General features: G+C 25.9%; 17 protein-coding genes and 6 tRNA genes. 1 reads left to right on the top strand and 22 read right to left on the bottom strand.

Annotated elements, in window-relative coordinates; translation table 4 throughout:
- Positions 1 to 69 precede the first annotated feature (69 nt).
- From potCD to SDIMI_RS00600, 19 genes are all read right to left on the bottom strand, one after another.
- Positions 70 to 3,180 (bottom strand): spermidine/putrescine ABC transporter permease/substrate-binding protein, encoded by a 3,111-nt coding sequence (gene potCD, locus SDIMI_RS04425; protein ID WP_020836071.1) that lies wholly within the window; start codon positions 3,178 to 3,180, stop codon positions 70 to 72.
- Positions 3,147 to 4,154, bottom strand: coding sequence for a spermidine/putrescine ABC transporter permease (potB, locus tag SDIMI_RS00680; RefSeq protein ID WP_020836070.1), 1,008 nt, complete (start codon positions 4,152 to 4,154; stop codon positions 3,147 to 3,149). The genes potCD and potB overlap by 34 nt, the downstream gene beginning before the upstream one ends.
- Positions 4,147 to 5,205, bottom strand: coding sequence for a spermidine/putrescine ABC transporter ATP-binding protein (gene potA / locus SDIMI_RS00675; RefSeq protein WP_020836069.1), 1,059 nt, complete (start codon positions 5,203 to 5,205; stop codon positions 4,147 to 4,149). Before potA ends, potB begins: the two co-directional genes overlap by 8 nt.
- A 57-nt stretch (positions 5,206 to 5,262) precedes the next feature.
- Entirely contained in the window at positions 5,263 to 5,388 is a 126-nt protein-coding gene (locus tag SDIMI_RS04705; RefSeq protein WP_020836068.1) for a hypothetical protein, read from the bottom strand.
- A 96-nt stretch (positions 5,389 to 5,484) separates the two neighbouring features.
- The gene (locus SDIMI_RS00670) at positions 5,485 to 7,902 is read right to left on the bottom strand and encodes a glycoside hydrolase domain-containing protein (RefSeq protein ID WP_020836067.1); all 2,418 of its coding nucleotides are present in this window, start codon (positions 7,900 to 7,902) and stop codon (positions 5,485 to 5,487) included.
- 129 nt (positions 7,903 to 8,031) lie between these two features.
- Positions 8,032 to 8,847 (bottom strand): Cof-type HAD-IIB family hydrolase, encoded by an 816-nt coding sequence (locus SDIMI_RS00665; protein ID WP_020836066.1) that lies wholly within the window; start codon positions 8,845 to 8,847, stop codon positions 8,032 to 8,034.
- A 13-nt stretch (positions 8,848 to 8,860) separates the two neighbouring features.
- Positions 8,861 to 9,166: a thioredoxin gene (trxA, locus tag SDIMI_RS00660; protein ID WP_020836065.1), complete on the bottom strand. Its 306-nt coding sequence runs from the start codon at positions 9,164 to 9,166 to the stop codon at positions 8,861 to 8,863.
- A 13-nt stretch (positions 9,167 to 9,179) separates the two neighbouring features.
- Positions 9,180 to 10,013 carry an HAD-IIB family hydrolase gene (locus SDIMI_RS00655; protein WP_020836064.1) on the bottom strand — a complete coding sequence of 278 codons (834 nt, stop codon included), beginning with the start codon at positions 10,011 to 10,013 and terminating at the stop codon, positions 9,180 to 9,182.
- A 213-nt stretch (positions 10,014 to 10,226) separates the two neighbouring features.
- Positions 10,227 to 11,618: a uracil-xanthine permease family protein gene (locus tag SDIMI_RS00650; RefSeq protein WP_020836063.1), complete on the bottom strand. Its 1,392-nt coding sequence runs from the start codon at positions 11,616 to 11,618 to the stop codon at positions 10,227 to 10,229.
- 269 nt (positions 11,619 to 11,887) lie between these two features.
- Positions 11,888 to 11,972: transfer RNA gene (locus SDIMI_RS00645), tRNA-Leu, on the bottom strand.
- A gap of 5 nt (positions 11,973 to 11,977) precedes the next feature.
- A tRNA-Lys gene (locus SDIMI_RS00640) sits at positions 11,978 to 12,053 on the bottom strand.
- 70 nt (positions 12,054 to 12,123) lie between these two features.
- Entirely contained in the window at positions 12,124 to 12,498 is a 375-nt protein-coding gene (locus tag SDIMI_RS00635) for a hypothetical protein (protein ID WP_020836061.1), read from the bottom strand.
- Positions 12,499 to 12,574: 76 nt separating this feature from the next.
- Positions 12,575 to 12,650: transfer RNA gene (locus SDIMI_RS00630), tRNA-Thr, on the bottom strand.
- A gap of 8 nt (positions 12,651 to 12,658) precedes the next feature.
- Positions 12,659 to 12,734 (bottom strand) — tRNA-Val (locus SDIMI_RS00625).
- Positions 12,735 to 12,753: 19 nt separating this feature from the next.
- Positions 12,754 to 12,829: transfer RNA gene (locus SDIMI_RS00620), tRNA-Glu, on the bottom strand.
- Positions 12,830 to 12,836: 7 nt separating this feature from the next.
- Positions 12,837 to 12,912 (bottom strand) — tRNA-Asn (locus SDIMI_RS00615).
- A 114-nt stretch (positions 12,913 to 13,026) separates the two neighbouring features.
- Positions 13,027 to 14,847 carry an ABC transporter ATP-binding protein gene (locus SDIMI_RS00610; RefSeq protein ID WP_020836060.1) on the bottom strand — a complete coding sequence of 607 codons (1,821 nt, stop codon included), beginning with the start codon at positions 14,845 to 14,847 and terminating at the stop codon, positions 13,027 to 13,029.
- Between the two features lie 86 nt (positions 14,848 to 14,933).
- Positions 14,934 to 17,669, bottom strand: coding sequence for a cation-translocating P-type ATPase (locus tag SDIMI_RS00605; RefSeq protein WP_020836059.1), 2,736 nt, complete (start codon positions 17,667 to 17,669; stop codon positions 14,934 to 14,936).
- A 159-nt stretch (positions 17,670 to 17,828) separates the two neighbouring features.
- Entirely contained in the window at positions 17,829 to 19,487 is a 1,659-nt protein-coding gene (locus tag SDIMI_RS00600) for a TrkH family potassium uptake protein (protein ID WP_020836058.1), read from the bottom strand.
- Between the two features lie 90 nt (positions 19,488 to 19,577).
- Between SDIMI_RS00600 and SDIMI_RS00595 the strand changes: the two genes are divergently transcribed.
- Positions 19,578 to 20,273 carry a potassium channel family protein gene (locus SDIMI_RS00595; protein ID WP_020836057.1) on the top strand — a complete coding sequence of 232 codons (696 nt, stop codon included), beginning with the start codon at positions 19,578 to 19,580 and terminating at the stop codon, positions 20,271 to 20,273.
- A 28-nt stretch (positions 20,274 to 20,301) separates the two neighbouring features.
- On the opposite strand, the gene gatB is transcribed toward SDIMI_RS00595, so the two are convergent.
- From gatB to gatC, 3 genes are read right to left on the bottom strand one after another with little or no spacing between them, the layout of a single operon-like run.
- Positions 20,302 to 21,741, bottom strand: coding sequence for an Asp-tRNA(Asn)/Glu-tRNA(Gln) amidotransferase subunit GatB (gene gatB, locus SDIMI_RS00590; RefSeq protein ID WP_020836056.1), 1,440 nt, complete (start codon positions 21,739 to 21,741; stop codon positions 20,302 to 20,304).
- Positions 21,734 to 23,203: an amidase family protein gene (locus tag SDIMI_RS00585; RefSeq protein WP_020836055.1), complete on the bottom strand. Its 1,470-nt coding sequence runs from the start codon at positions 23,201 to 23,203 to the stop codon at positions 21,734 to 21,736. The genes gatB and SDIMI_RS00585 overlap by 8 nt, the downstream gene beginning before the upstream one ends.
- A gap of 1 nt (position 23,204) precedes the next feature.
- A complete protein-coding gene (gene gatC, locus SDIMI_RS00580) occupies positions 23,205 to 23,495 on the bottom strand; it encodes an Asp-tRNA(Asn)/Glu-tRNA(Gln) amidotransferase subunit GatC (protein ID WP_020836054.1) in 291 nt (96 codons plus the stop codon).

The raw sequence follows: 23,495 nt of genomic DNA, 5'->3' as shown, positions 1-23,495 counted from the left end.
ATAAATATTTTGTAAATATAATGTCTTTTGTAATTAAATTAAAAAAACACCCTATGGTGTTTTTTTTAATTAGTGTTTTGTTGAAATAATTTGATTAAATTTATCAACTAAATAATTATCAAACTTTTCATCAAAGCTGAATGAATTACCTTTTTCTGGTATAAATCATTTAGCTCATTCATCTCCCTTTTCTGTTCCATAATCTAGTATTTCTTGAAACCCTGTTGGCATACCTGTTTCATCAACAAGTGCTTCTTGAGATTCTCTACTATACATAAAGTTTATAAATGCATACGTTGCATCTAAATGTCTATTCATACTTGAAATAACTAAATTATCACTTCATAAGTTTGTTGATTCGGATTTATCTTCTGTACTATTTGCAAGTTTTGCTCTTGGAACTGCAGATAAAGTTGTGAATTTAAAATTATTAATGGTGTTTAATTCATCACTTATTTTAAATAAACTATCTTCAGTTTCAACTTCACTTTCATAATCATCTTGAGTAGCATAAATTAAATCTCCATTATACATAACAGCAATATCAAAGTCTCTTTCATGAACTTTATCTAGTAACTGGTCTCCATATAAACCGACATTTCTTTTGCTTACTAAATTTTTAATTTCAGCTGATACATTATCTATTTGTTGTTGTTTTGATAATGTCTTACCATCTACTTGTAATCCTTCAACTGCTTCAACATTTCCATATAATTTTTCAAAACCATACATAAATACATTTTTAGGATCTTCATTTAATGCCAAATTAAATCCTTTTTCTGCGGCTTCTCAAAGAATATTTCATGATAATTTATCTTGCTTAATTTTATAAAATTCATTATCATTGTTTTCAATAGGCTCTAATAATCCTTCATGTTGGTTTAAAAAATCTATTAATTCTTTATTTTCAACAAATTTATCATTTTTCATTTCACCAATATTGAAAACAATTCTTACATCTCCCCATAATCATGGAATTGAGTAATTTAATAGATTAGCTTCATCACCTTCTGCATCTGTGAATTTGTGTAATCTATGAGCTTCTTCAATTGCTTCATTGTAAGTCAATTCATATTCATTTTCCTGATAAATTAATTTTTCAGGTGAAGGGCAATCAACTTCTATTGGACTTTTAATATTCTCAACTCTACATCAGTCAATTCTCTGTAAAGCCCCTTCTGTTGCAAATTTTTCAACCATATAATCACTTGGAACCATAATATCATAGTTAAAAGTATATGATTTATTGTATAAAGATTCATTTGAATCATACTGTTGATAGTTTACTTTATATCCAGTTTCCTTTTCAAATTCTGTTATTAATTCTGGATCAATATAACTTCCTCAATTTCCAACAACTAAATCATAAATATTGTTCATTATATAAGCAGTTGTTAATAATGAAAATGATGTTAAAAGTGCTGTTCCCATTGTAAGTTGTTTTCAGTTTCTTTTAATTCATCTATTTGACTTAGGAACATATGTTTCTTCTAAAACATCAGGGAAATATTTATCCTTTTTAGATTTTACATAGCTGTTAACTTTATTTAATTTTTCTTCTTTGTTAGATAATTTTGAATTAATAGAATCTGTTGCTTCTTTTAATTTTTCATCTCTTAATTTTTTTAGATCAAAAAGCTTTTCATTATAGTTTGCTTGGTTTTTATCTAATAAAGAAATTTGTTTATCAATTGAGTCTACTAATGAAACTTTTCTAAATACTTTTGCTTTCATTGTATTTAATTGTTCATATTTAGCTCTTGTTTTTTCTTCAGTTTCTTTTTTAATTAAAGCAAGTTTTTCAATAGTCATTCTTAATTTATATTGGTTTCTTCCTTCAAGTAAACTGTCTCTTTTTATAGAAAGAGTTTTAATCCTTTTGTTGTATCAAGAAATATCTTTTGCACTTGGATTTTCTAATCCAGAAAGTTCTTCTTTTAAATTAATTACTTGTTGTCCAATTTCTAAAGATCTTTCTTTATCGTGTTCATTTCTTTCATTAATTCATTCAATTTCTTTTTCATATTTATTAATTTTTCTATCCAATTTATGTAAAACTTGCTCAAATTTTTTAATTTTTTTCTCACTTGTCATTTTTTCAATTTTTAATTCAATTTGAGATTTTTTAATGTTCAATTTTTTAAATATTGTAAAGTATCTTTTTTCAACTCTAATTTCTGATGAAATTAGTTCTTTTTTTCATTCAAGTTTACTTATTTTTTTATTATTATCTTTATTATTTAATAATCTAATTTGTAATCTTAACATTTTATATTGAACAAGTAATTTTAAGTTTTTTGTTTTTTGTGTTCTTGTTCCAGTTGATAAACAACTTTGTAAATATTTAATTTCATTTTCAATTTTACTTATTAATTTAATTTTGTATTCACCTTTTTTAATTTGATGTTTAATTTCTTTTGATCTTTGTAAAGAAATTTGAATTATATTTCAAATTAAAACTATAAATATAATAGAAGCTACTAATAATGTACCGAAAGCATTTATATATGGTTGCATTCTTTTTGCAGTATATATAAAAGTAGATACGTTAGTTTGTCCTCCACCAGTAAAATAGGAAATAATAAAATCATCAAAACTCATTGCAAAACATATTGCAGCAGCAGTAATAATACATGGAGTTAATATTGGAAGAACTACTTTATAGAAAGTTTGTCTTTGATTTCCTCCAAGATCTTTTGATGCTTCTAATATATTTTTATCAATTCTGTTCATAAATGGTAGTACTGTAATAATTACATAAGGCACGTTAAAAGAAACGTGTGCTGCTATTAAAGTTATAATTCCAAACTTTAGACCAGCTAATACAAACAATAACATTAGTCCAACAGCTGTAATAACATCTGCATTTACTAATGGTATATTTGCAATTCTAACTCAGTTATCAGCACTTCTTTTTCTAATTTTTGTCAAACCAACAACAGCCATCATTCCAATTAGCAATGATATTAAAGTAGATACCATAGCTACAAATAAAGAAACTGTAATTGATTTCATAAATGGTGAGTTTTTTATAAGTGAACTGTATCATGAAAGACTAAATCCACTTCAACTACTTACACTATTTCCAGAGTTAAATGAAAATGTAATCATTACAGCAATTGGTGCATAAATGAATAACATCATTATTAAGAAATAACTTGATTTGATGAATTTTTTCATTTTTTTGACCCCCTTACTTCAAATTTATTTGAAATTAATTTCATAATTCCCATAATTGCAAATAAAAGTAATGCCAAAACAATGGCAATTGTTGCTCCAAAAGTGAAGTCTGTACCTCTAAAGAAGTAATTTTCAATAATTGTTGTTATTAAGTTTATTTTTCCATCACCCATATATCTAACAATCAATAATGATGTTGCAGCTTGAATTAAAACTAATGTAAATCCTGCAAATATTCCTGGAAGTGATTGTCTAAATGTTGTATGTCAAAATGCTTTTGACTTACTTGCTTTTAAATCAAGTGCAGCTAAATAATAGTTTCTATCTTGATTTTCAATTGCATTATAAATTGGAGAAATTGCAAATGGTAAAAACATATAAACCATCCCAATTATAACTGCAATTGGTGTTCCTAAAATTGTTGGTGAGATAACTAAAAATAAACTTCTTAATCCAAGTATTTTTAAAATCATACTTATTCATATTGGCAAAGTAACTAAAACTCATACGTTTTTAGCTAAAAGCTTATTTTTTAATTGTGCCATTATTAAGGCAATTGGATATGCACAAGCAACACAAATGATGCTTGCAACAAATGCATAAAGTAAAGATAAAAATAATACATACAGAATTGATCCTGATGTTAATAGTTTCACAAAGTTTGAAAAGTCTAATTTAAACTTTATACTATTTCCAGTTGCTTCAACAATTGAGAATATAACAATTCCCAATAATGGAAGTACAACTAAAAATCCCATTACTACCATAAATGGTAGCAATATAGGTCAAACTTTTCCTCTAAATCCTTTTACTATTTTAAAATCTGCTACTTTATCTTTTAATTTGATTTTTGGTATTTCTATTTCTATTTCCATTCCTTCAGATTCAATATCTTCAATATCGTCTAATTCTTTTTCAACTTCAACATTATTTTGAATTTCAATAATGTCTTTTTGATTATCTAAATTATTCATCTATTTCTTTTCACATAATATGTAAATCTTCTGGATTTCATTTAATAGAAACTTCTTTATCAAAATCATGGAATTCAGTAGTGTGTGCTGTATATAATCTATTTTCAGTTTTAATAGTTATTTCATAGTGCACTCCTTTAAAGATAATGTTTTCAACAATACCATTAAAGAATCCTTTATTAGGTTCAAGAATTTTAAGATCTTCTGGTCTTAAAACAATATCAATATTTTTTTCGTTTTCTCCAAACCCTTTATCTGTACAGTCAAATTCCTTATCATCAAATTTAACTTTTAAATCCTTTATAAATTCACCATCAGAAATAACATTTGATACACCAATAAAGTTGGCCACTCATGTATTCTCTGGTTCATTATAAATTTCTTCTGGACTTCCAATTTGTTGTATTGAACCATTATTCATAACAACTATTCTGTCACTTAAAGTTAAAGCTTCTTCTTGATCATGAGTTACAAGAATAAAAGTAATACCAATTTCTTCTTGCAATTCTTTTAATTCATCTTGCATTCTTTTTCTTAATTGAACGTCAAGAGCTGACATTGGTTCATCTAAAAGTAATATTTTTGGTTTCAAAATAAGAGCTCTTGCAATTGCAACACGTTGCTTTTGCCCACCACTTAGTTCGTGAACTCTTTTGTTTTCCATACCTTCTAATGAAAATTTCTTAATATATTGCATTACTTCTTTAGCTATTAAATCCTCTTTTGTTTTTTTGATTCTAAGTCCATATGCAATATTGTCATAAACATCATAATGAGGGAAAAGAGCATAGTTTTGAAAGATTGTGTTAATTTGTCTTTTATTACTTGGAATAGGAGTTAAATCTTTACTTTCAAATAAAAGTTCACCAGAGTCTTGTTTTTCACGACCTCCAATGATATTTAAAGTAGTTGTTTTTCCACATCCAGATGGTCCAAGAAGAGTTATAAATTCCCCTTCTTTAACATTAAAACTAACACCTTTTAAAACAACTTTTCCATCATAACTTTTAGTAAGATTTCTAATCTCTAAAATATTATTGTTGTTGTTCATTGTATGTTCTCCTCTAAAAAAATATTAAATTTTTAACGCGTAATTTTAATTAATTCATTACGCAATCAGGAGGAGCATTTCGGTCTCTAAAACCTTCTCAAATCATTCAACACGAGTTATTACTACATTAAATCATTCAGAAATTAAATATTGATTTATATTTATTATACTTTGCAATTTCATAGTAATTCTCCTTTGTTGTTTTTCATAAGATAATTATATATATAATTTTTATTTTTTTCTAAATTTAAAAAAAATAAAAACCACTAAATATGGTCTTTATTTAAACTTATAATTTTTTATTAATCAATTAATATATGTAGATTGACCAGAGAGGCTCTTTTCATACAATGTTCCACCCTTATCATAATAATCAAGATTTCATTTTTCATCTAAGTATCTATCTTCATCAACTGTTATAAACTGTAATATCTCCATATATTCTTTAAAATTTGGATTTTCTAATAAAATTTGTTTACTTTTATTAACTAAGTTTATCCCTTTAACAATATTAATATATCTTAAACTATCAAACATTTCTTCTTCGTTACCTGGATATAAATAAAATGAATCACCTGGTTCTTTTGTAGGATTTAAAACTTTTTGATCAAGAGAAATATCATTTTGATATCCATCTACTTGATATCTATCATAACCATGGGCTCCAATTTTATTTGAATATAGCATTGCTCAAAGCATTTCAAAGCCATTACTATTTAAATATGTTGCAGGATAATTATTTCAAGAAGAATAAATATGAGTAATCTTATTTTCATCATTTCTCTTATTAAAATACTTTATTAGATCATTTTGTTTTTTTGAATTCTTACTAAATTCATAAATAAATTCTCTTTGTTGTAAAGTAACATAATCATAAACATCTAAACCTTTTACAAGTCCTTCATAATCTTCTGATTCCAATTTAAATTCTCATCCACCATATAGATGATTTTTTCAAAAGTTTTTATATTGTTCATTAATATTTTTGAAAATATCAATTGATAAGTTATTTACTTCAGATGAAAATTCATCATAAGAATAATATATATTCATATCTTCATATATGTCTTTATTTAAATTGGCATGCTCAGCTAATTGGTCTCTTAAAAGTGGAATCATTTGTTCTATTATTGAAATTCCATCAGGAGTAATTTTTCCATATTTATTAACATATAAGCTATTTGCAGAAATTTGATAAGCTTTTTTATCTGAATCCTTTACATAAAAGTTAAACATATTTGAAGATCCTCTTGAACCTATTGGTATTAAAATATTTTTTACTTTACTTTCTTTTAAAAATTTTAAATACCTATCAAATACTTGAAAATCTAAAACTCATTTACCCTTATTTTTTGTATTTTCAAATATTTCTTCTAATGTATCGCCCATAAAATGATTAACAACATTTAATTCATTTTCATTTGGTTCAAAGACATATTTTATAAAATTTCCTAAACCAAAGTTTGGTACAGATATGCTTTCATAATTAGAACGTTTTGACATGTCTTCCAATTTTCTACCTAATATATTATTTCTTGTGACTTTACTATTCTGTGATAGATACCTTGGTAATGTCTTTTCTACATCATCAATAATATCAAATGATTGTGTATTAATAATCTTTGTAGCTTTAGATTCTTTTGCTAAGAGTTCATTAGTGATTTGAAAAGTTTTTTTATCCTTTTCAAAAGTAATATTAATAAAATCGATTTGTTGTCCTGCTGATGTTACATATTTATAGGAATCAGATTTTAATCAAACTATCATATCACCATTTTTTTCTTCTACATTATAAACTTTTGAATCAATTGGTAGTAAAGGATTTTCCTTTTTAATAATTTTTCAAAGTAATTCATAATCTTCAAAATCTATATTATCTTCTTGTTTATAAATTATTTTTCTTTTTGTAACTACATCATTCAAATTCTTTAAAATAAATTTGGAAGACGTATTTGGAAAGAACATTGCACTTGATCCAAATTCAGAAGTTTTATATTCTAATTCATTACTTATCTTATAATTCTTATTAAAGTAAAAAAATTTGTTTATATCATTAATTTCATATGATACTTTAAATTTTAATGTTCCCTGACCTGTATTAGTTTTTGAAATATATCTTAAAAGTACAGGTTGAAAACTTAAATTCATATTTTCTATTTGATTTTCATTTGTTATTTCATCAAAAGTGTAGAACTCTCCTAATGGAATTAAATCATTATTTGCAATTGTTGTATTATTATTCTCAATATAATTAATAATGTTTGCAGTAACTTCAATATTTGGATTTTCTTCAATTAATTCTATTTTTAAATTTTTTACATTATCTGTATTCACATTTTTAAATAAAACTAATTGTTCTTCATAAACATCATTTTTTCATAGATTTATTTGTTTATTATATATTTTTGTTCTTTTAACATTATTTTCATCTCCATAAAAAGAATAAACATCCTTTTCCTTTTTATAGGTTGCATAATTAAATTCAGTTTCACCAAAAAAATATGACAATTCACTTTCATCTTTAAGCTCTGTTTTATCTTTATTTTTCATAGGTCCTGTTTGTCAAACTGCACCCTTTTTTAAACGCGCAATATTATTATTTTGATTGATAATGATCAATAAAGTTGTTGCAATTATTGAACTTATTACTATAAATGATAATAATGATAATATTATAGTTTTTGACTTACTTTTCATTTTATCTCCTTAATGAAATAAAATTATTTACCCTAATTTTTAAGTCTATCTAGTAAATTATCAAATTGAAAAAAATAAAATTGAGGTTATAAAAAAACTTTTTACCCTCAATTTTTTACCCTTAAATTACTATACCAATACTTCTTTTTTAATTCAGTATCCTACACCATGTCTTTTATTTGTTTTTGTTGCATCTTTTGCAAGTTCTTTTAAATGTTTTTTTGAGTTTCCCATTGCTATTCCTTGTCCAACTCATTCTATTGCTCTTTTGTCATTATCACTATCACCAAAATACATTATTTCTTCAGGTTTAATATTATATTTCTTTGCAATATTTTGTAATGAATATAATTTATCTACTCCCTTAGGATTTATTTCAATATTTGATGAATGTGGAACATAACTTCAAGAAAACATTTCGAATTCTTTTTCTTTTAATGCTTCTTTAAGATTAGAAATTCCTTTTGGTTTTCCATAAACAACAATTTTATATGACGTATCTTTAATTTTATTTCTATCATACTTAACAAGTTTTCTATGAGAATATTTTTTTAAAACATATGTAAATAAATCTTTCTTAAGAACATATGCAATATTGGGATCTTTTGCATAACTAAAAGAACTTAAATTATTTTCTTTAGCATTATCATAAATTAACTTAAAGTCTTCTAATGTGAATAAATGCTCTTCAATTAATATTGGCTTAGCATTTTCATCATATTTAAAAGTTGCTCCACCATTTAAACTTATAAGATACTCTTGATTTACATCTATACCAATAGCTTTTGCAACTTTTTTAGCTCTTGTTATATTTCTTCCAGTTGCAATACAAATTTTAATACCTTTTTTTCTTGCCTCTGTTATGGCTTTAATATTTATTTTTGATACAATATTTTTTCTTTTTACCAAAGTGCCATCTATATCAAGCGCTATTAACTTTATCAATACTTTATACCCCCTATTTAACAAATTGTTTTAAAATATCTTTTGGCATAAAACCACTATTTTGTTTAACAACTTCTCCATCTTTAAACATTATGATTGTTGGAATAGACATAACGTTATATTTTAATGCTACTTCTTGTAATTTATCTGTATCTACTTTAATAAAGTTTACATTTGTTTCTTCATTTGAAGTTATATCAAATATTGGTGCAAACATTTTACATGGTCCACATCATTCTGCATAAAAATCAACTACTGTTGCTTCTTTTGCAATTTCTTGTTCAAATTCTTCTACTGTGTTTATTACTTTTACTGCCATTTTTAAATTCTCCTTATAATATATTTTCTTTTATAAATTCAGCAACACCATTTTCATCATTTGTTTTTGTTACATATGCTGCTTTTTCTTTTAGTTCATCTAAACCATTTTCCATTGCTACAAAGTTATCTACTTGCGCAGCTAACTCAAAATCGTTAAAACTATCACCAAATCCAAAAGTTGTTGTATTTGATTTATCTAAACCTAGATGGTTTATAATTTCTTTAACTACAGATCCTTTATGAATACCTTTAATTGCTAATTCATAAACTCTATCTGTATATTTGATTATATCAAGTTCATTGGTTATTGGAAAAAAATCTTTATAAAATTCTTGAATACTATTTTCAGTTGTATTTTTTTCCAAAATAATAGTTATGTGATTTATTCTTTTATCAATTTCTTCAAATGATTCAACTACTTTATAGTCAATTTTCATTACATCACTTCAATATCTAGAATTTTCACCTTCACCATATACATAATATATGTCATCTCCAATAAAATGAACTTTATATTTTCCAATTTTTCCAAATGTTATTTCAAATATTTCTTTTAGAACTTCCCTTGAAATATACTCTTGTTTTATTCATTTTTTAGTTTTGAAATCATAAATATGTGTTCCATTGTTGGCAGCTGCAATGCCATTTAATTTATCTAATTCTAAGTATTTTGATTGCTGTTCAAATGTATCTTTTGTACATCTTGCAGTAACTGGAATAAAGTAATAATTTTTCTCATAAACTTTTTTAACTATATCTTTTGTAAAATCACTAAATTCATGATTACTCCCAAGTGCAGTACCATCTAAATCTGAAAAAATAATAACATTATCCTTTAATTTCATACTTTCACCTCAATTTACTAATATTGATTATAAAGCAATAGATTACTTTTATATGTTTGAATAAAAAAAGATTCAATAATGAATCTCTTTTTAATTCTTTATTATTAAATACTTGTAATAGTTAAAATTATATAGCTAGTTGAAAGTAAAAACTTACAACTATTGTTTTATTTATTATTTTTATATTTTCTATTACTTAAATCAAGATTTATATTATAAATTATTTTTTCTTTTAAATATGCTAAGAATTCCAAGATTATCATGTTCTGGTAACAATAAGTTTAAGCAAACCCCTGAAAATGTTGCTAGGAATAAGCCTGTTATATGAAATGATCCCAAATTAATATCTTTTTGCATAATTGACATTCCAACCCCAATTGCAAGTATTACAGATATAACAACAAGATTTTTTGCGTTCTTTAAATCAATTTTTGCATCAAGCATAATTTTTATTCCATTAGAAGCAATCATACCAAATAACATTAAACTTATTCCACCCATTACAGGTGCTGGAATCATTCTTATTATTTGATTTACAGGCGCTATAAAACTCATACATATTGCAAATATTGCAGCAAGCCCTGTTACTCAAACACTTGCAACTTTTGTTAAACCAACTACACTTGTATTTTCAGCATATGTTGCATTTGCAGGTCCACCAATTAACCCAGCAAGACTCATTGCCACACCATCTGCAATTAATGTTTTACTTATTCCTGGGTTTTTAATGAAATCTCTTCCAGTCATAGTTCCAATATTGATATGATCACCTAAATGTTCAACCATTGTAACTAAAGATATTGGAACAATTGCAACTAAAGCAGGACCAATTGTTGAAGGATTTACATCTCATATTTTTTTAAAACTTGGATATCACTCTCAATCCTTAGTATTTGTTATATACTGAATATCAACAATTCTATAACCAGTCTTTATAAGACTAAAATGTAAAATTAAACATAAAACGTAACCTATCACTAATGCCATAAGTATTGGTATTACTTTTATAAAACTTTTTGCTTTTAACATACATATTGCAGCTACTAAAAAAGTAATAACTCCAATTAATATTGCAAGTCATTGTGGATAGTTTCCTCATGCATTAGTTTTTCCAATATCAGCTGCAACAAAACCAATATTTTGTAAAGCACTTGGTACAGCACTTAAACCAATTGTAATAATAATTGGTCCTACAACTATTGGAGAAAATGCTTTTTTAATTCATTTAACTCCTGTTCAGTGAATTATAAAACCCATAATTATATAAACTATTCCAACTCCAAATACTCCAATAAATATTGAGTTTCCTCATTGAGTTCAATTCATCCCCAATACTGTCATATATGCAAAACTACTTCCTAAGTAAATAGGTACCTTTGCCATAGTTAAGGCTATATAAATTAATGTTCCAAAGCCTGAACAAAATAAAGCCATTGATATATTTATTACATTATCATTTGCTAATTGGTTAATTACAATAGGTACCAATACTGTTGCTCCAAACATAGCAAATACATGTTGTATAGAAAGAATTGCTCATTGACCAAAATTCTTGGGTCTTTGATGAGGTTCTAAAACTAAATCTATTTTTCCATTTGTTTCCATTTGTATCTCCTTCTATATCTAAAAATTTACAAAAAAAATCAACCAATAAAATGGTTGATTAATTAAATATAAATAATTTAGAAAATTGAAAAGTTTGAGAAACAAAAGATGTTCTCAATTTTACTTTATTAACTTTTGTAAATAGGTTAATATTTTTCATAATTTCTCCAAACTTTTCTTAAAAATAAATATATAACACTTTTTTTATAATTGCAATAAAAAATAATCACAAATAAAAAAAAATCACTTTCGTGATTTAAATTTCTTTATGGTCCGGAATAAGGGACTTGAACCCCCACGTGTTACCACGCCAGATCCTAAGTCTGGTGCGTCTGCCAATTCCGCCAATTCCGGATGAATGGTGTCCCGTATAAGACTTGAACTTATGACCCACTGGTTAAAAGCCAGTTGCTCTACCGACTGAGCTAACGAGACAATAAAATAACAAATTTATAATAACATTTTTTTTATTTTATTCAAATAGTTAAATAAAATTTTACAAGTATTATAGGTATTCTCTTGTAGTTTTCAAATGAATTGAACCAATTATTATCATTATAACTCCACAAATTATATTAATAATTCCAAATATTCATGTATATGAAAAGATGGTAGGTATTAATAATACTCCCAAAGTAATTAAAATTATTGATCCAATAAAAGTTGATTTGACTGTATTTTTAATAAGTAATATTAAAGTAATAACTCCAAAAATTAATAAAATCATAGCTGATAAAACTATTATTATATACACTAATTGATCTAGTTCATTTTTATTCAATTTTAAATAAATTGGTTTAACTAAACTAATTACTAAAATTTGACAAATGAAAGATATACTAATTGAAATATAAGCAATTAAAGATAGATTTTTTTTCATCCTTGTACTCCCTACTTATATAATACATATATTTAGCAATAAAAAAACAACCTTTTATGGTTGGTAATTTCTTGCGTGGTGCTGATGATAGGACTTGAACCTACAACCTACTGATTACAAGTCAGTTGCTCTGCCAATTGAGCCACATCAGCAAAAAAAATGGTGGAGTGTGACGGGCTCGAACCGCCGACCGCCTGCTTGTAAGGCAGGAGCTCTCCCAACTGAGCTAACACTCCAGAAAAAAAATAGAAATAATGGTAGCCTGTACGGGGTTCGAACCCGTGTGTGCACGGATGAAAACCGTGTGTGTTGACCGCTTCACCAACAGGCCATTATAATGGCGGCTTTTGCAGGACTCGAACCTGCGACCAACCGGTTAACAGCCGGTTGCTCTACCAACTGAGCTAAAAAGCCATAGATAGATTTCTACCTATTCATAATAGCATATTAATATTATTAAAATCAATATTTTTTTTCATTTTTTGCAAAAAAAATAAAAAAAATAAACAAGAATGTTTATTTTTTTATTTAATCTATTAATCCTGCTTTATATAATTGTTGGAAATGTCCTGGTTGATTTTTTAATTCATTGAATTTACCTCTTTGAACAATACCTTTACCATTTGCTCCCAAAACAATAATTTCATCTGCATTTTTAATAGTACTCAATCTATGAGCTATAGTTACAGTTGTTCTACCTTTCATTAAAGTATCTAACTTTGCTTGAATTTCTTTTTCTACAATATTATCCAAAGCACTTGTAGCTTCATCTAAAATTAGTAACTCTGGGTTTTTTAAAAACATTCTTGCAATAATTAATCTCTGTTTTTGTCCACCACTTAATAAAAAACCACGCTCACCAAGTATAGTTTCATATTGTCCTGGTCATGTCATTACTAATTCATGTAATTCAGCCTTTTGACATGCTTGAATTACTTCTTCATCAGTAGCATCAAATGAACCATACCTAACATTTTCAAAAACATCACCATATAAAATCTGTGGATCTTGTTCAACATAACCAACATGATTTAAGTAAGTTGATAACTTAACATCTTTTAAATTTGTATTTCCATTAATAATTATTGAACCTTTTGATGGATCATAAAATCTTAATAATAATTTTGCAATTGTTGATTTACCACTACCTGTTTCACCAACAAACGCATAGGATTTTCCTTCTTCAAATTTAAAATCAAATTTAGGTAGAATTACTTTACCTGGTTTTTCAGGATATTCAAATTCAACTCCTTTGAATTCAATATCTCCCTTAATAGATTCGATAATTTCTCCATCGTAGTAATGAGGATCCAATATTGATTTAGAATTTATTGTATCATCAACTCTTTGTGATGCAACAGATGCTTGTGCTAAACCAAATAAGGCTGCCATTATATTAAACAGCGGTGCTAACATTAAACCTTGTGCTAAGTTATAAGATGCAAAAGTAGTTTGAAAAAATTCTTTTGCAATTTCTTGAGTTGCTTGACCATATATCAACATTGCACTAACTACTGTAGAGAATTGAAGTACAAATATTCCACCTCACATTATTGTTAACATAAGAGCAAGTCTTGAACCAACTTTTTTTGATTTATTATAAAAATCTTTATGTACTTCTTTAAATCTTTCAGTTTCATAATTTTCTGTTCCTGCTGATTTAATTAGTCTTACAGTTGCAATTCTATCTGTTACGTTACCATTTATTTCAGTAATACTTTCTCTAACTTTACTTACTTTTTTTCTTGTTGCAAAAAAACAAATCATCATAAGAATCATAATTATAGCAAATGTCGCAAATGTTACTGTTGCTAATTGTCAACTTAAAATATACATCAAAATTGTAGCGCCAATTATTTCAAAAAATGATAAACCAAATTGTAATGGTACTTGAACAGCTTGATCTCCAACTATTTGGGTATCAGATACTATTTTAGTTAAAATCTCTCCAATTTTTTTATCTGAATAGTATGAAATATCTTGTCTAACTAAATTTTCTAAACATCTATTTCTTAAACTTATTTCAATTCTTCTTCCAAGAATAAAAGCTAAATAATCATATATATATGAAAATATGCAATATATTATAACTACAGCAATTGATATATAAACTAATAGTTTTCAATCATTAGTTCAAATATCTGTTATTATATTTTTTCCAGTATTATAAGTTTCTTGTGTAATGGCTCCAGTCATTTGAAAAGTTAATATTGGTAAAAGTAATGCTAAGATTACAATAACTATACAATTGATTAACATTGCAATTGATAATTTTCATTCTTTTATAAAATAGTAAAACAAAGTTTTAACAAACTTTCCTCCACTAGCTTCAAATTCAAAATCTTCCATAATGTCCTCCTCTTTAGACAGCTATTAGTAATAAATTATATATTTTTATAAAACAAAAGGTACTAAAAAGTGCCTTTTGTTTTATATTAAATAAATTTTAGTATTAATTTATAAGTTAAATAAATACATACTGTTGGTAATAAAGAATTTATAAAAAATATTATAGCCAAAATAGGATTTAATCCTTTTGTTTTAAAATCAAAAAATTCATTAATAGTTTCAATAGGTATTAGCGTTAATGTTGTTGTTATAAATGCAACCAACATTAAAATTAATAATCATTTATTTGGTCTATATTTATCAATTTCTTTTAAATCCTTTGTTGTTTTAATCGGAAGAAAGAAATTATTATACAGCAATGAGTAAAAAATTGGTGAAAACATAATTGCAATATAAACTCCTGTTTTTGCAAATTCTTTTGCATCACTTCCAAATCATAATATTGCTATTTCATAGTTTAATACAGCGAATAAAGTATTGAATAGAGTAGTTATAATAATTTGTAATGTGATTCCTTTTAATAAACTTTCCCTTTTGTGAGTTGGAGGTGGATTTTTCATTACTCCTCTTCTCTCTTTTTGCATACCAATCGGAACTGCAACTATTGTTTCAATAATAAAAATGTGAAATAAAATATTAACTGAGTTTAAAGCGATATCCTTATTAATTATTAAGATTAATAATAGTGTTAATATTTGACTAATATTTGCTGCAATTAAAAATGAAATTGAGTATTTAATTTTCTCATAAACATTTCTTCCTGAATTAACTCCAGAAATAATACTTTTAAAATTGTCATCTGCAAGAATAACATCACTTACACCTTTTGCAACTTCAGTACCAGTTATTCCCATTGATATACCAATATCTGCTTTTACTAAACTTGGTGAGTCGTTTACTCCATCACCTGTCATTGCTACAATATTGTTTTCTTCTTGTAATAATTCAACAATTAACGCCTTATGTTCTGGATTAACTCTTGCAAAAACATTTGTTCTCTTTAATCTTTCTTTTAATTGCTCATTTGATAATTCATTAATATCTTGACCTGTTAAAACACCATCAAAATTGTTATCTGCAATACCTAGTCTTGAAGCAATTTCAAAAGCTGTTATTTTATGATCACCTGTAATCATAATTACACGAATTCCACCTTTTTTCGCTTCTTCAATTGATGCTTTTACTTCTTCTCTTGGTGGGTCAATTATTGCAACACAACCCAAGAAAGTAAGATTAGATTCATATTTTTCTTTATTTTCTGTTATGTCCTTTTGAGAAAAACCAAGTACTCTTAATCCCCTTTTTGCAAAACTATATAATTGATCTTGAATTATTTGCTTATCTTCTTGAGTAAGTGGTGTTATTTTTCCATTTATTAATTTATTAGTACAAATATCTAATAAATAATCTACTGCTCCTTTTACATAAACCATTTTTCTACTTTCGACTTCATTTAAAGTTGTCATAAGTTTTCTTTTTGAGTCAAAAGGTATTTCATCAAATCTTTCATGTATTAAGCGCATTTTTTTATAGTCAATTTCAAATTTCTTAATAAAATCTATTGTTGCTATCTCAGTTGCACTACCTATTTTTTCTTTTTCAACAATTGCATCACTACATAATGTAATACAATTTATTAATTCTTTATATTTATTTTTTTCAAAATCTTTATAGTCCATTTCTTTGAAGTCAATAAATATTTTATCAACTGTCATTTTGTTTTGAGTTAATGTTCCTGTTTTATCTGAACAAATTACATTAACATTTCCCAATGTTTCGATTGATTTTGGATTTTTAATAATAACATTCTTTTTAGCCATCTTTTTAGTTGCTACCATTAAACAGATTTTTACTATTATTGTTAGAGATTCAGGAATTAAAGATATTGCAGCAGAAACTGAAATCACTAATAATTCTTTAATAGTTTTTGAATTTTCATCTGTTAATAAAAAGAATGAAGTTAAAAATAAAATTAAACCCAATATTATTGATGCTAAACCAATAGTTGCAGTTAAATGAGTAACTTTTCTTTCTAAAGGTGTTTTTTCTGGTTTATGTGAACTAATTTTTGTAGCAATTTTTCCAATTTCTGAATCTTGACCAGTTCCAAAAATAACACCCATCATTTTACCTTCAAGTACTAAAGTTGACATAAATGCTATATTTTTTTGATCACCTAACATTAAGTTTTGTTCTTTAATTGAATCTGATATTTTCTTAACTGGCTCATTTTCACCAGTTAGAGCAGATTCATCAATTTTTAATAATTGGTTATCTATAATTCTTGTATCTGCAGGAACAAATCCACCAGAATTAACAAAAATTATATCTCCAGGAACTAATTCTTCAATATCTATTTCCGTCTTTTTTGAATTTCTTAAAACAATTGCTGTTTGTTTATTTTCATTTAAATGCGCAACTTGATTTAGTGACTTAACTTCTTGAACAGTTGCAATAATTGAGTTAGTTAATACTATTATTGAAATAATAACTAATCCTGTTATATCAACTGTTTCAATTTTTTGAGAGGTAATAGCTACCAACCCTGATACTAGACCTGATAAAATCATAATTAAACTAAGTGGGTCTAAAAAACTTTTCAAAAATATTACAAATCAATTTGGCTTTTTACTTTTAGGCAGATTATTTCTTCCATATTTTTCAAGTCTTATTTTAGCTTCTCTGTCAGTTAATCCAGTTTCTGGATTCGTTTCTAAAACACTACAAATTTTTTTATTAGAAAGTTTGTATCACTCTTGATCCAAACTCAGAGTCTTGGAGTCTACAAGTTCCTCTTTATTTTCATTAATATTTGTATTCATTTATTCACCTCAAAGATTTAAAATCTTAACCACTAAATCATACTACTTTAAATATATAAGTCAAACTTATATATTTAAAGTATCTTTTATATGCCCATTATTATTGGCTTATAAAAAGTTTTGAATAAAGATAAAAAAAGAACTTAATAGTTCATTTTTTTATCCAATTGTAACTTCTTCTTCTAAGAACCCGTAATTTTGCTTGTTTTTTTGTTTTACAAAAGCAAGTAGTGTATTTGAAATACCAAGTTGACCTATAAACATTGTTATAACTAACATGATTTTACTCAATACACCTAATTGTATAATCTGTTCATTTGGAAATGGTTGAAAACCAACAGTTCCAAAGGCACTACATACATACATTATAAGTTTAATTATAGTAGCTTCAGTATGTTCTGTTGTATCTGTTCCATATAACATTTTATTACTATCTAAATAAACAACAAAAATACTTGTTATAACTATAAAGAATGAAATAAATACTACTGCAAATGCTCGTTTAACTGTTTCATCTGGAATTTTTCTTTTAAATGCTTCAACTGATTTTTTATTTCTCATAATTGAGAATATTGCCAATACACATATTGCAAAAGTTGTAGTCCTAATTCCCCCCGCTGTTGAAGAAGGTGCAGCTCCAATAAACATTCAAATTGATAATAAATACTTACTTCCAGCTGTAAAACTATTTACATCAACTGTTGCAAAACCTGCATTTCTAGTTGAAGAGACATTAAATATTAAATCCATCATTCAAACATGAGTGGGTTTTCATCCATCAGATACTCATACTTTTGTCTTTATAATTTCTCCACTTTTTTCTGAAAGTACTTCTTTATCAAGATAATAGCCATTTAATAGAATTTGACTGTTTTCAACAGTTAAATATTCTGTTAAAAAAACTAATATTGGTCCCAAAATAAACAGTGTAATATAAGTAATAAAATTTAACTTTGTAAATAAAGAGAATTTAACTTTTTTTCCTTCTCTTCTAGCTTTTATTTTCTTTTTAATATCATGATATGTTGGATAACCAAGCCCACCAATAACTCATTGTAATAAAAAGGTAATTTGTATTAAATATGCATGAGAATTTCCTTGATTATAAGGAACCAAAGAATTTCCACTTATAATATCAAAACCTGCATTATTTGTTGCACTAATTGAGTGAAAAATTGCAGCTCAAAGTGATTTTCCAAAATCATTATATGGACTTGTAACTGAATTAGGATCTAATTCAACAGTTCCACTCAAAGAAATTGGAGTAAAATAAAATCCAAAAAACAAAACAATTGAACCAATTAATTCTAAAGATAATAAAAATATAAAAGCATCTTTTATCATTTCTACTGTATTGGATAAACTGTTATTACCTCTCTCTGTTTGAGCTATATTCTGATCATCTAAAGAAACTTTTCTTCCAATCATTACTAAAAGAGTAATTTTAATTGTAAGAATTCCAATTCCTCCAATTTGACACATTATAATTATTAACAATTGCCCCATAAAAGAATAACCCGTATTTGTTTGAATCATTGTTATTCCTGTATCTGAAATTGCACTAGATGCTGTAAACATTCCTGTTATGAAATCTCAATGATTCTCTGGGTCCTTTACAATTCCTGGAATTGATAATAAAAAACCACCTGTTATGATTGCAATTAGATATGCCATTATTATTTTTCCACTAACCCTTGAAAAAGGTCATCAATTTTTTAATTTATAAAAAAACTTTTCATTGTTATTTTTAAGATCTTTTTTCTTTTTAAAAGATTTCTTTTTTATATTATCTTTTTCATCTTTTGAAGAATTTTTCATAAAAATTAACCTCTTTCAAATCTACATTAAATTATACATTAAACCTGAAAAGAGTTGTATAATTTAAAGAGCTAGAAAGTTGGTATTAATATGGCTAGAAAAAAAAGTTTTGCTATATTTGGAGCAAACTACTTTGGACTATCAGTTGCACAAACACTTGATGAAAAAAAACAACTTATTAAAATATTTGATTATGATGAAGAGAGATTGAATTTACATATAAATCAATTTGAATCTGTTGAAGGAATAGTTTTAGATGCTACAAATAAAAATGCGCTTGAAAAAAATGGTATATCTCAATATGATGGAGTAATCGTTTGTTTTGGTGGAAATATGGAATCAAGTATTTTAACAGTATTAAACTTAATCGACTTAGGTGTGGAAAATATAATTGTTAAAGCAAGAGATGAAAGACATAAAAGAATACTTTTAGCTCTTGGTTTAGAAGAAGACAAAGTAATTATTCCAGATGTTATAACAGGAAAAATGGTTGCTACAAAATCACTTTTTGATATTGAAAGTGAAGTACAGTCAATTGATAATGAATACGTCTTTACAAGTATTACTGTTTACGAAGAAGATATTATTGATAAGTCAATCTTTGATGCAGGATTAATTTCAAATAAAGACTTTAATATAATTCAAATTAAAAGAAATGGTAAGACAATACTTCCTGATGAATATACAATTCTTAAAGAGGGAGACATTCTTGGAGTATATGCAAAAAATAATGTTGTAAATGATCTTGTTCTAAAAATTAGAGGTGAACAAGAAATTGAAGAATAAAAAAATGCTAACTAATATTAGCATTTTTTTATAAACTATTTTTAATCAATTCAACAATTACTTCTGTTGCAACAGTTGGATTAACATTTCCACCTGTTTCTTTCATAAGTTGTCCCATTAAAGTTTTTTCAATTCTTTCTGGTCTTTGTTCGTATTGTTCTTTTATTAAATCTAAATTTTGTTCAACTATCGGAATTAAAATATCTCTTATTTCATTTACATTTGAAATTAACTTTAAGTTATTTTCTTCTGTTATTGATTTAATATCTTTTTCTGATTCAAAAGCTATTGGAAGAATTGTTTTTACATGTTTTGAAGAAATTAATCCTTCGTCTAACATAGAAATAATTTCGTGTATATCTTTAGGCTTTATTTTTGAATCCTTTATTTCAATTCCATCTTTATTTAATAAAGCTTTAATATCAGTTATTAAATAATTTGCAATTTTTTTTGGGTCAGAACCTAACAAAATTGCTTCTTCAAAAAATTTTACAAGAGCTAAATCTGAAAGAATATAATTTGTATCATCTAATGATAAATTATATTCGCTAGTATATTTTTTTCTTTTTTTGCTTGCTAATTCAGGAGAATTATTAACTACTTCGTTAATTCACTTTTGTTCAAGCATAATAGGAAAAATATTAGGTTCTCTAAAATATTTATAATCTACTGCATTAACTTTTTTTCTCATTAAAACAGTTTCTTGAGATGCTTCATCAAATCTTCTAGTTTCTTGATCAATTTCTCCTCCAGATAATAGTATTTTTGATTGTCTTTTAATTTCAAATTCAATTGATTTTTTAACATTACTTAAAGAATTTAAATTTTTAATTTCAACTTTTGGACCAAAACCATCATAACCATATGGTCTTAGAGAAATATTTATATCACATCTCAATGAACCTTCATTCATTTTTACATCGCTTACTCCCAAGAATAATAAAATTTCTCTCAATTGATTTACATATTCAACTGCTTCAAATGCACTTCTAATTAATGGCTTTGAAACTATTTCAACAAGTCCAACACCACTTCTATTGTAATCAATATAAGTTAAATCATCTTTATGAGTTTGTTTTGCAGTATCTTCTTCAATATGAAGTCTTTCAATTTCAATTATTTTTATTGTTCCATCTTCTAAAGTAATTTCTAATTTTCCCTCTTGTCCAATTGGAAAAAATTGTTGAGTAATTTGGTAACCCTTTACTAAATCTGGATAGAAATAATTCTTTCTATCAAATCTTAAAAGCGGATCTATTTGCATATTTAATGCATTACAAGCAAGTAAAGCAAGTCTAACACCTTCTTTGTTAACAGAAGGTAAAGTTCCTGGATAACCCATATCAACTTCAGATACTTGTGAATTTGGAATTTCTCCATATGTTACTGGTCCTAATCCAAACATTTTAGAATTTGTCTTTAATTCAACGTGATTTTCAATACCTATAATTACTTCAAAATTATTCATTAAAATCACCTACTTGTCTAAAATTATCATTAATTATTTGTTCCAAATATTTTGCTGCTTGTAAAACTTTTAAATCCTCTTTTGGTTTTGCATTTAAATTTATACCAATTGGCATATTGTCTTCTTTAACAAAAGGAATAGTAATAGATGGCATACCATTAAAATTTGCAAGAATTAATAAATCATCAATAAAAGAATTATTTTCATTTTTTTGTTGTTCTATATCAACACCATAAACTTCCTTAACAGTTGGAGCTGGTTTAATAGTTGGAGGCAAAATCAATATATCAACTTTTTGATATAATCTTTCAATTTCTTCTACTATTAACCTTCTTACTTTTTTTGATTTAGCTAAAAGTAATTCTTGATTTTCTGATTTTAATTGATAACTACCAATAATAAATCTTCTCTTAACAGTTTCGCCAAAAGCCTGAGTTCTTGAATTTTTAATTATTTCCTTATAATCTTTTCCATTAGCTCTAATTCCATATTTAATTCCATCCAAATTATAATTTGAAGAAACACCCTCTGCAAAAGAAATCATCATGTATGTTGCAGGAATTGCTTTTAATAAGTCTTCATTAAAGTCTAATTCAACAACTTCATGACCTTCATTTTTTAAAATACCATACATTTTTTTATACTCTTTTGCCAATTGACCTTCAATTATGTCATCAACTTGTTTTATATAACCAAATTTTATTTTCTTATCAACTGAATTTATATTTTTTATGAATTCATGATTATTTTCAATTGAAGTAAAGTCTTTAATATCCTTTTCATATGTTGCTTCACAAAGATAGGCTAAATCCTCAACATTATTTGTAAAGAATCCCAAATGATCTAAACTTGGCGCATATGGTATTGCTCCATATCTTGAAATTGATCCATAAGTTGGTTTAAATCCAACAATACCATTGAAACTAGCAGGTTTTCTAATTGAATCTCCAGTATCTCCTCCAGTTGCAAAAGGAACGATACCTTTTGCAACTGCATATGCACTACCACTTGAGCTTCCACCAACTATTCTCTCATTATCATATGGATTTCTAACTTCACCATTAAATGAAAATAATCCAGTTCCTCCCATTGATAATTCATCTAATGCTGCTTTACCAATTAAAATTGATTTTGCATCTTTAAATTTTGTTGCAATAGTTGCATCAAATGAGGGAATATAATTTGATAAAATTTTTGATCCAGCTGTAGTTAAAATACCTTTTGTTGAAATATTATCTTTATGAATAAAAGGGATTGCTGACAAAATATTATTTATATCAACTTTATCTTCTAATTCTTGTGCAGATTTTAAAGCTTCATTTTCACAAAGAGTAATTAAAAAATTGCTATTTAATTCTTTTTTTGAAACCTCTAAAGTTTGCTTTACTAATTCTAATGGTGTAATTTCTTTATTAACTAATTTATTATGTATTTCTTTTAATGTAGTATTTTTAAAATCCATATTATTTTACCACCTTTGTTATAGTTATAAAATCACCATTAGTACTTGGAGCATTACTCAATATATCATTTTTTGATAGAACATTAGTTTCATCATCTTCTCGTAAAGTATTTGATTGAATTTCAAATGGATAATGTAGTTCCATTACATTATCAGTATTTATTGCCAATACTTTTTCAAATTTTTTAAGTATTTCATTTTCATACTTAAGAATATTTTCAAGTTCTTCTTGTGATAAATCTAACATTGCTTCTTCTTGAAGCTCATTTAAAATTTCTAAATTGATTTTCAT

Source organism: Spiroplasma diminutum CUAS-1, assembly GCF_000439455.1.
Classification (GTDB): domain Bacteria; phylum Bacillota_I; class Bacilli_A; order Mycoplasmatales; family Mycoplasmataceae; genus Spiroplasma_A; species Spiroplasma_A diminutum.
The sequence above is the reverse complement of the archived record's forward strand: the minus strand, read 5'-3'. Positions and strand labels throughout refer to the sequence as shown.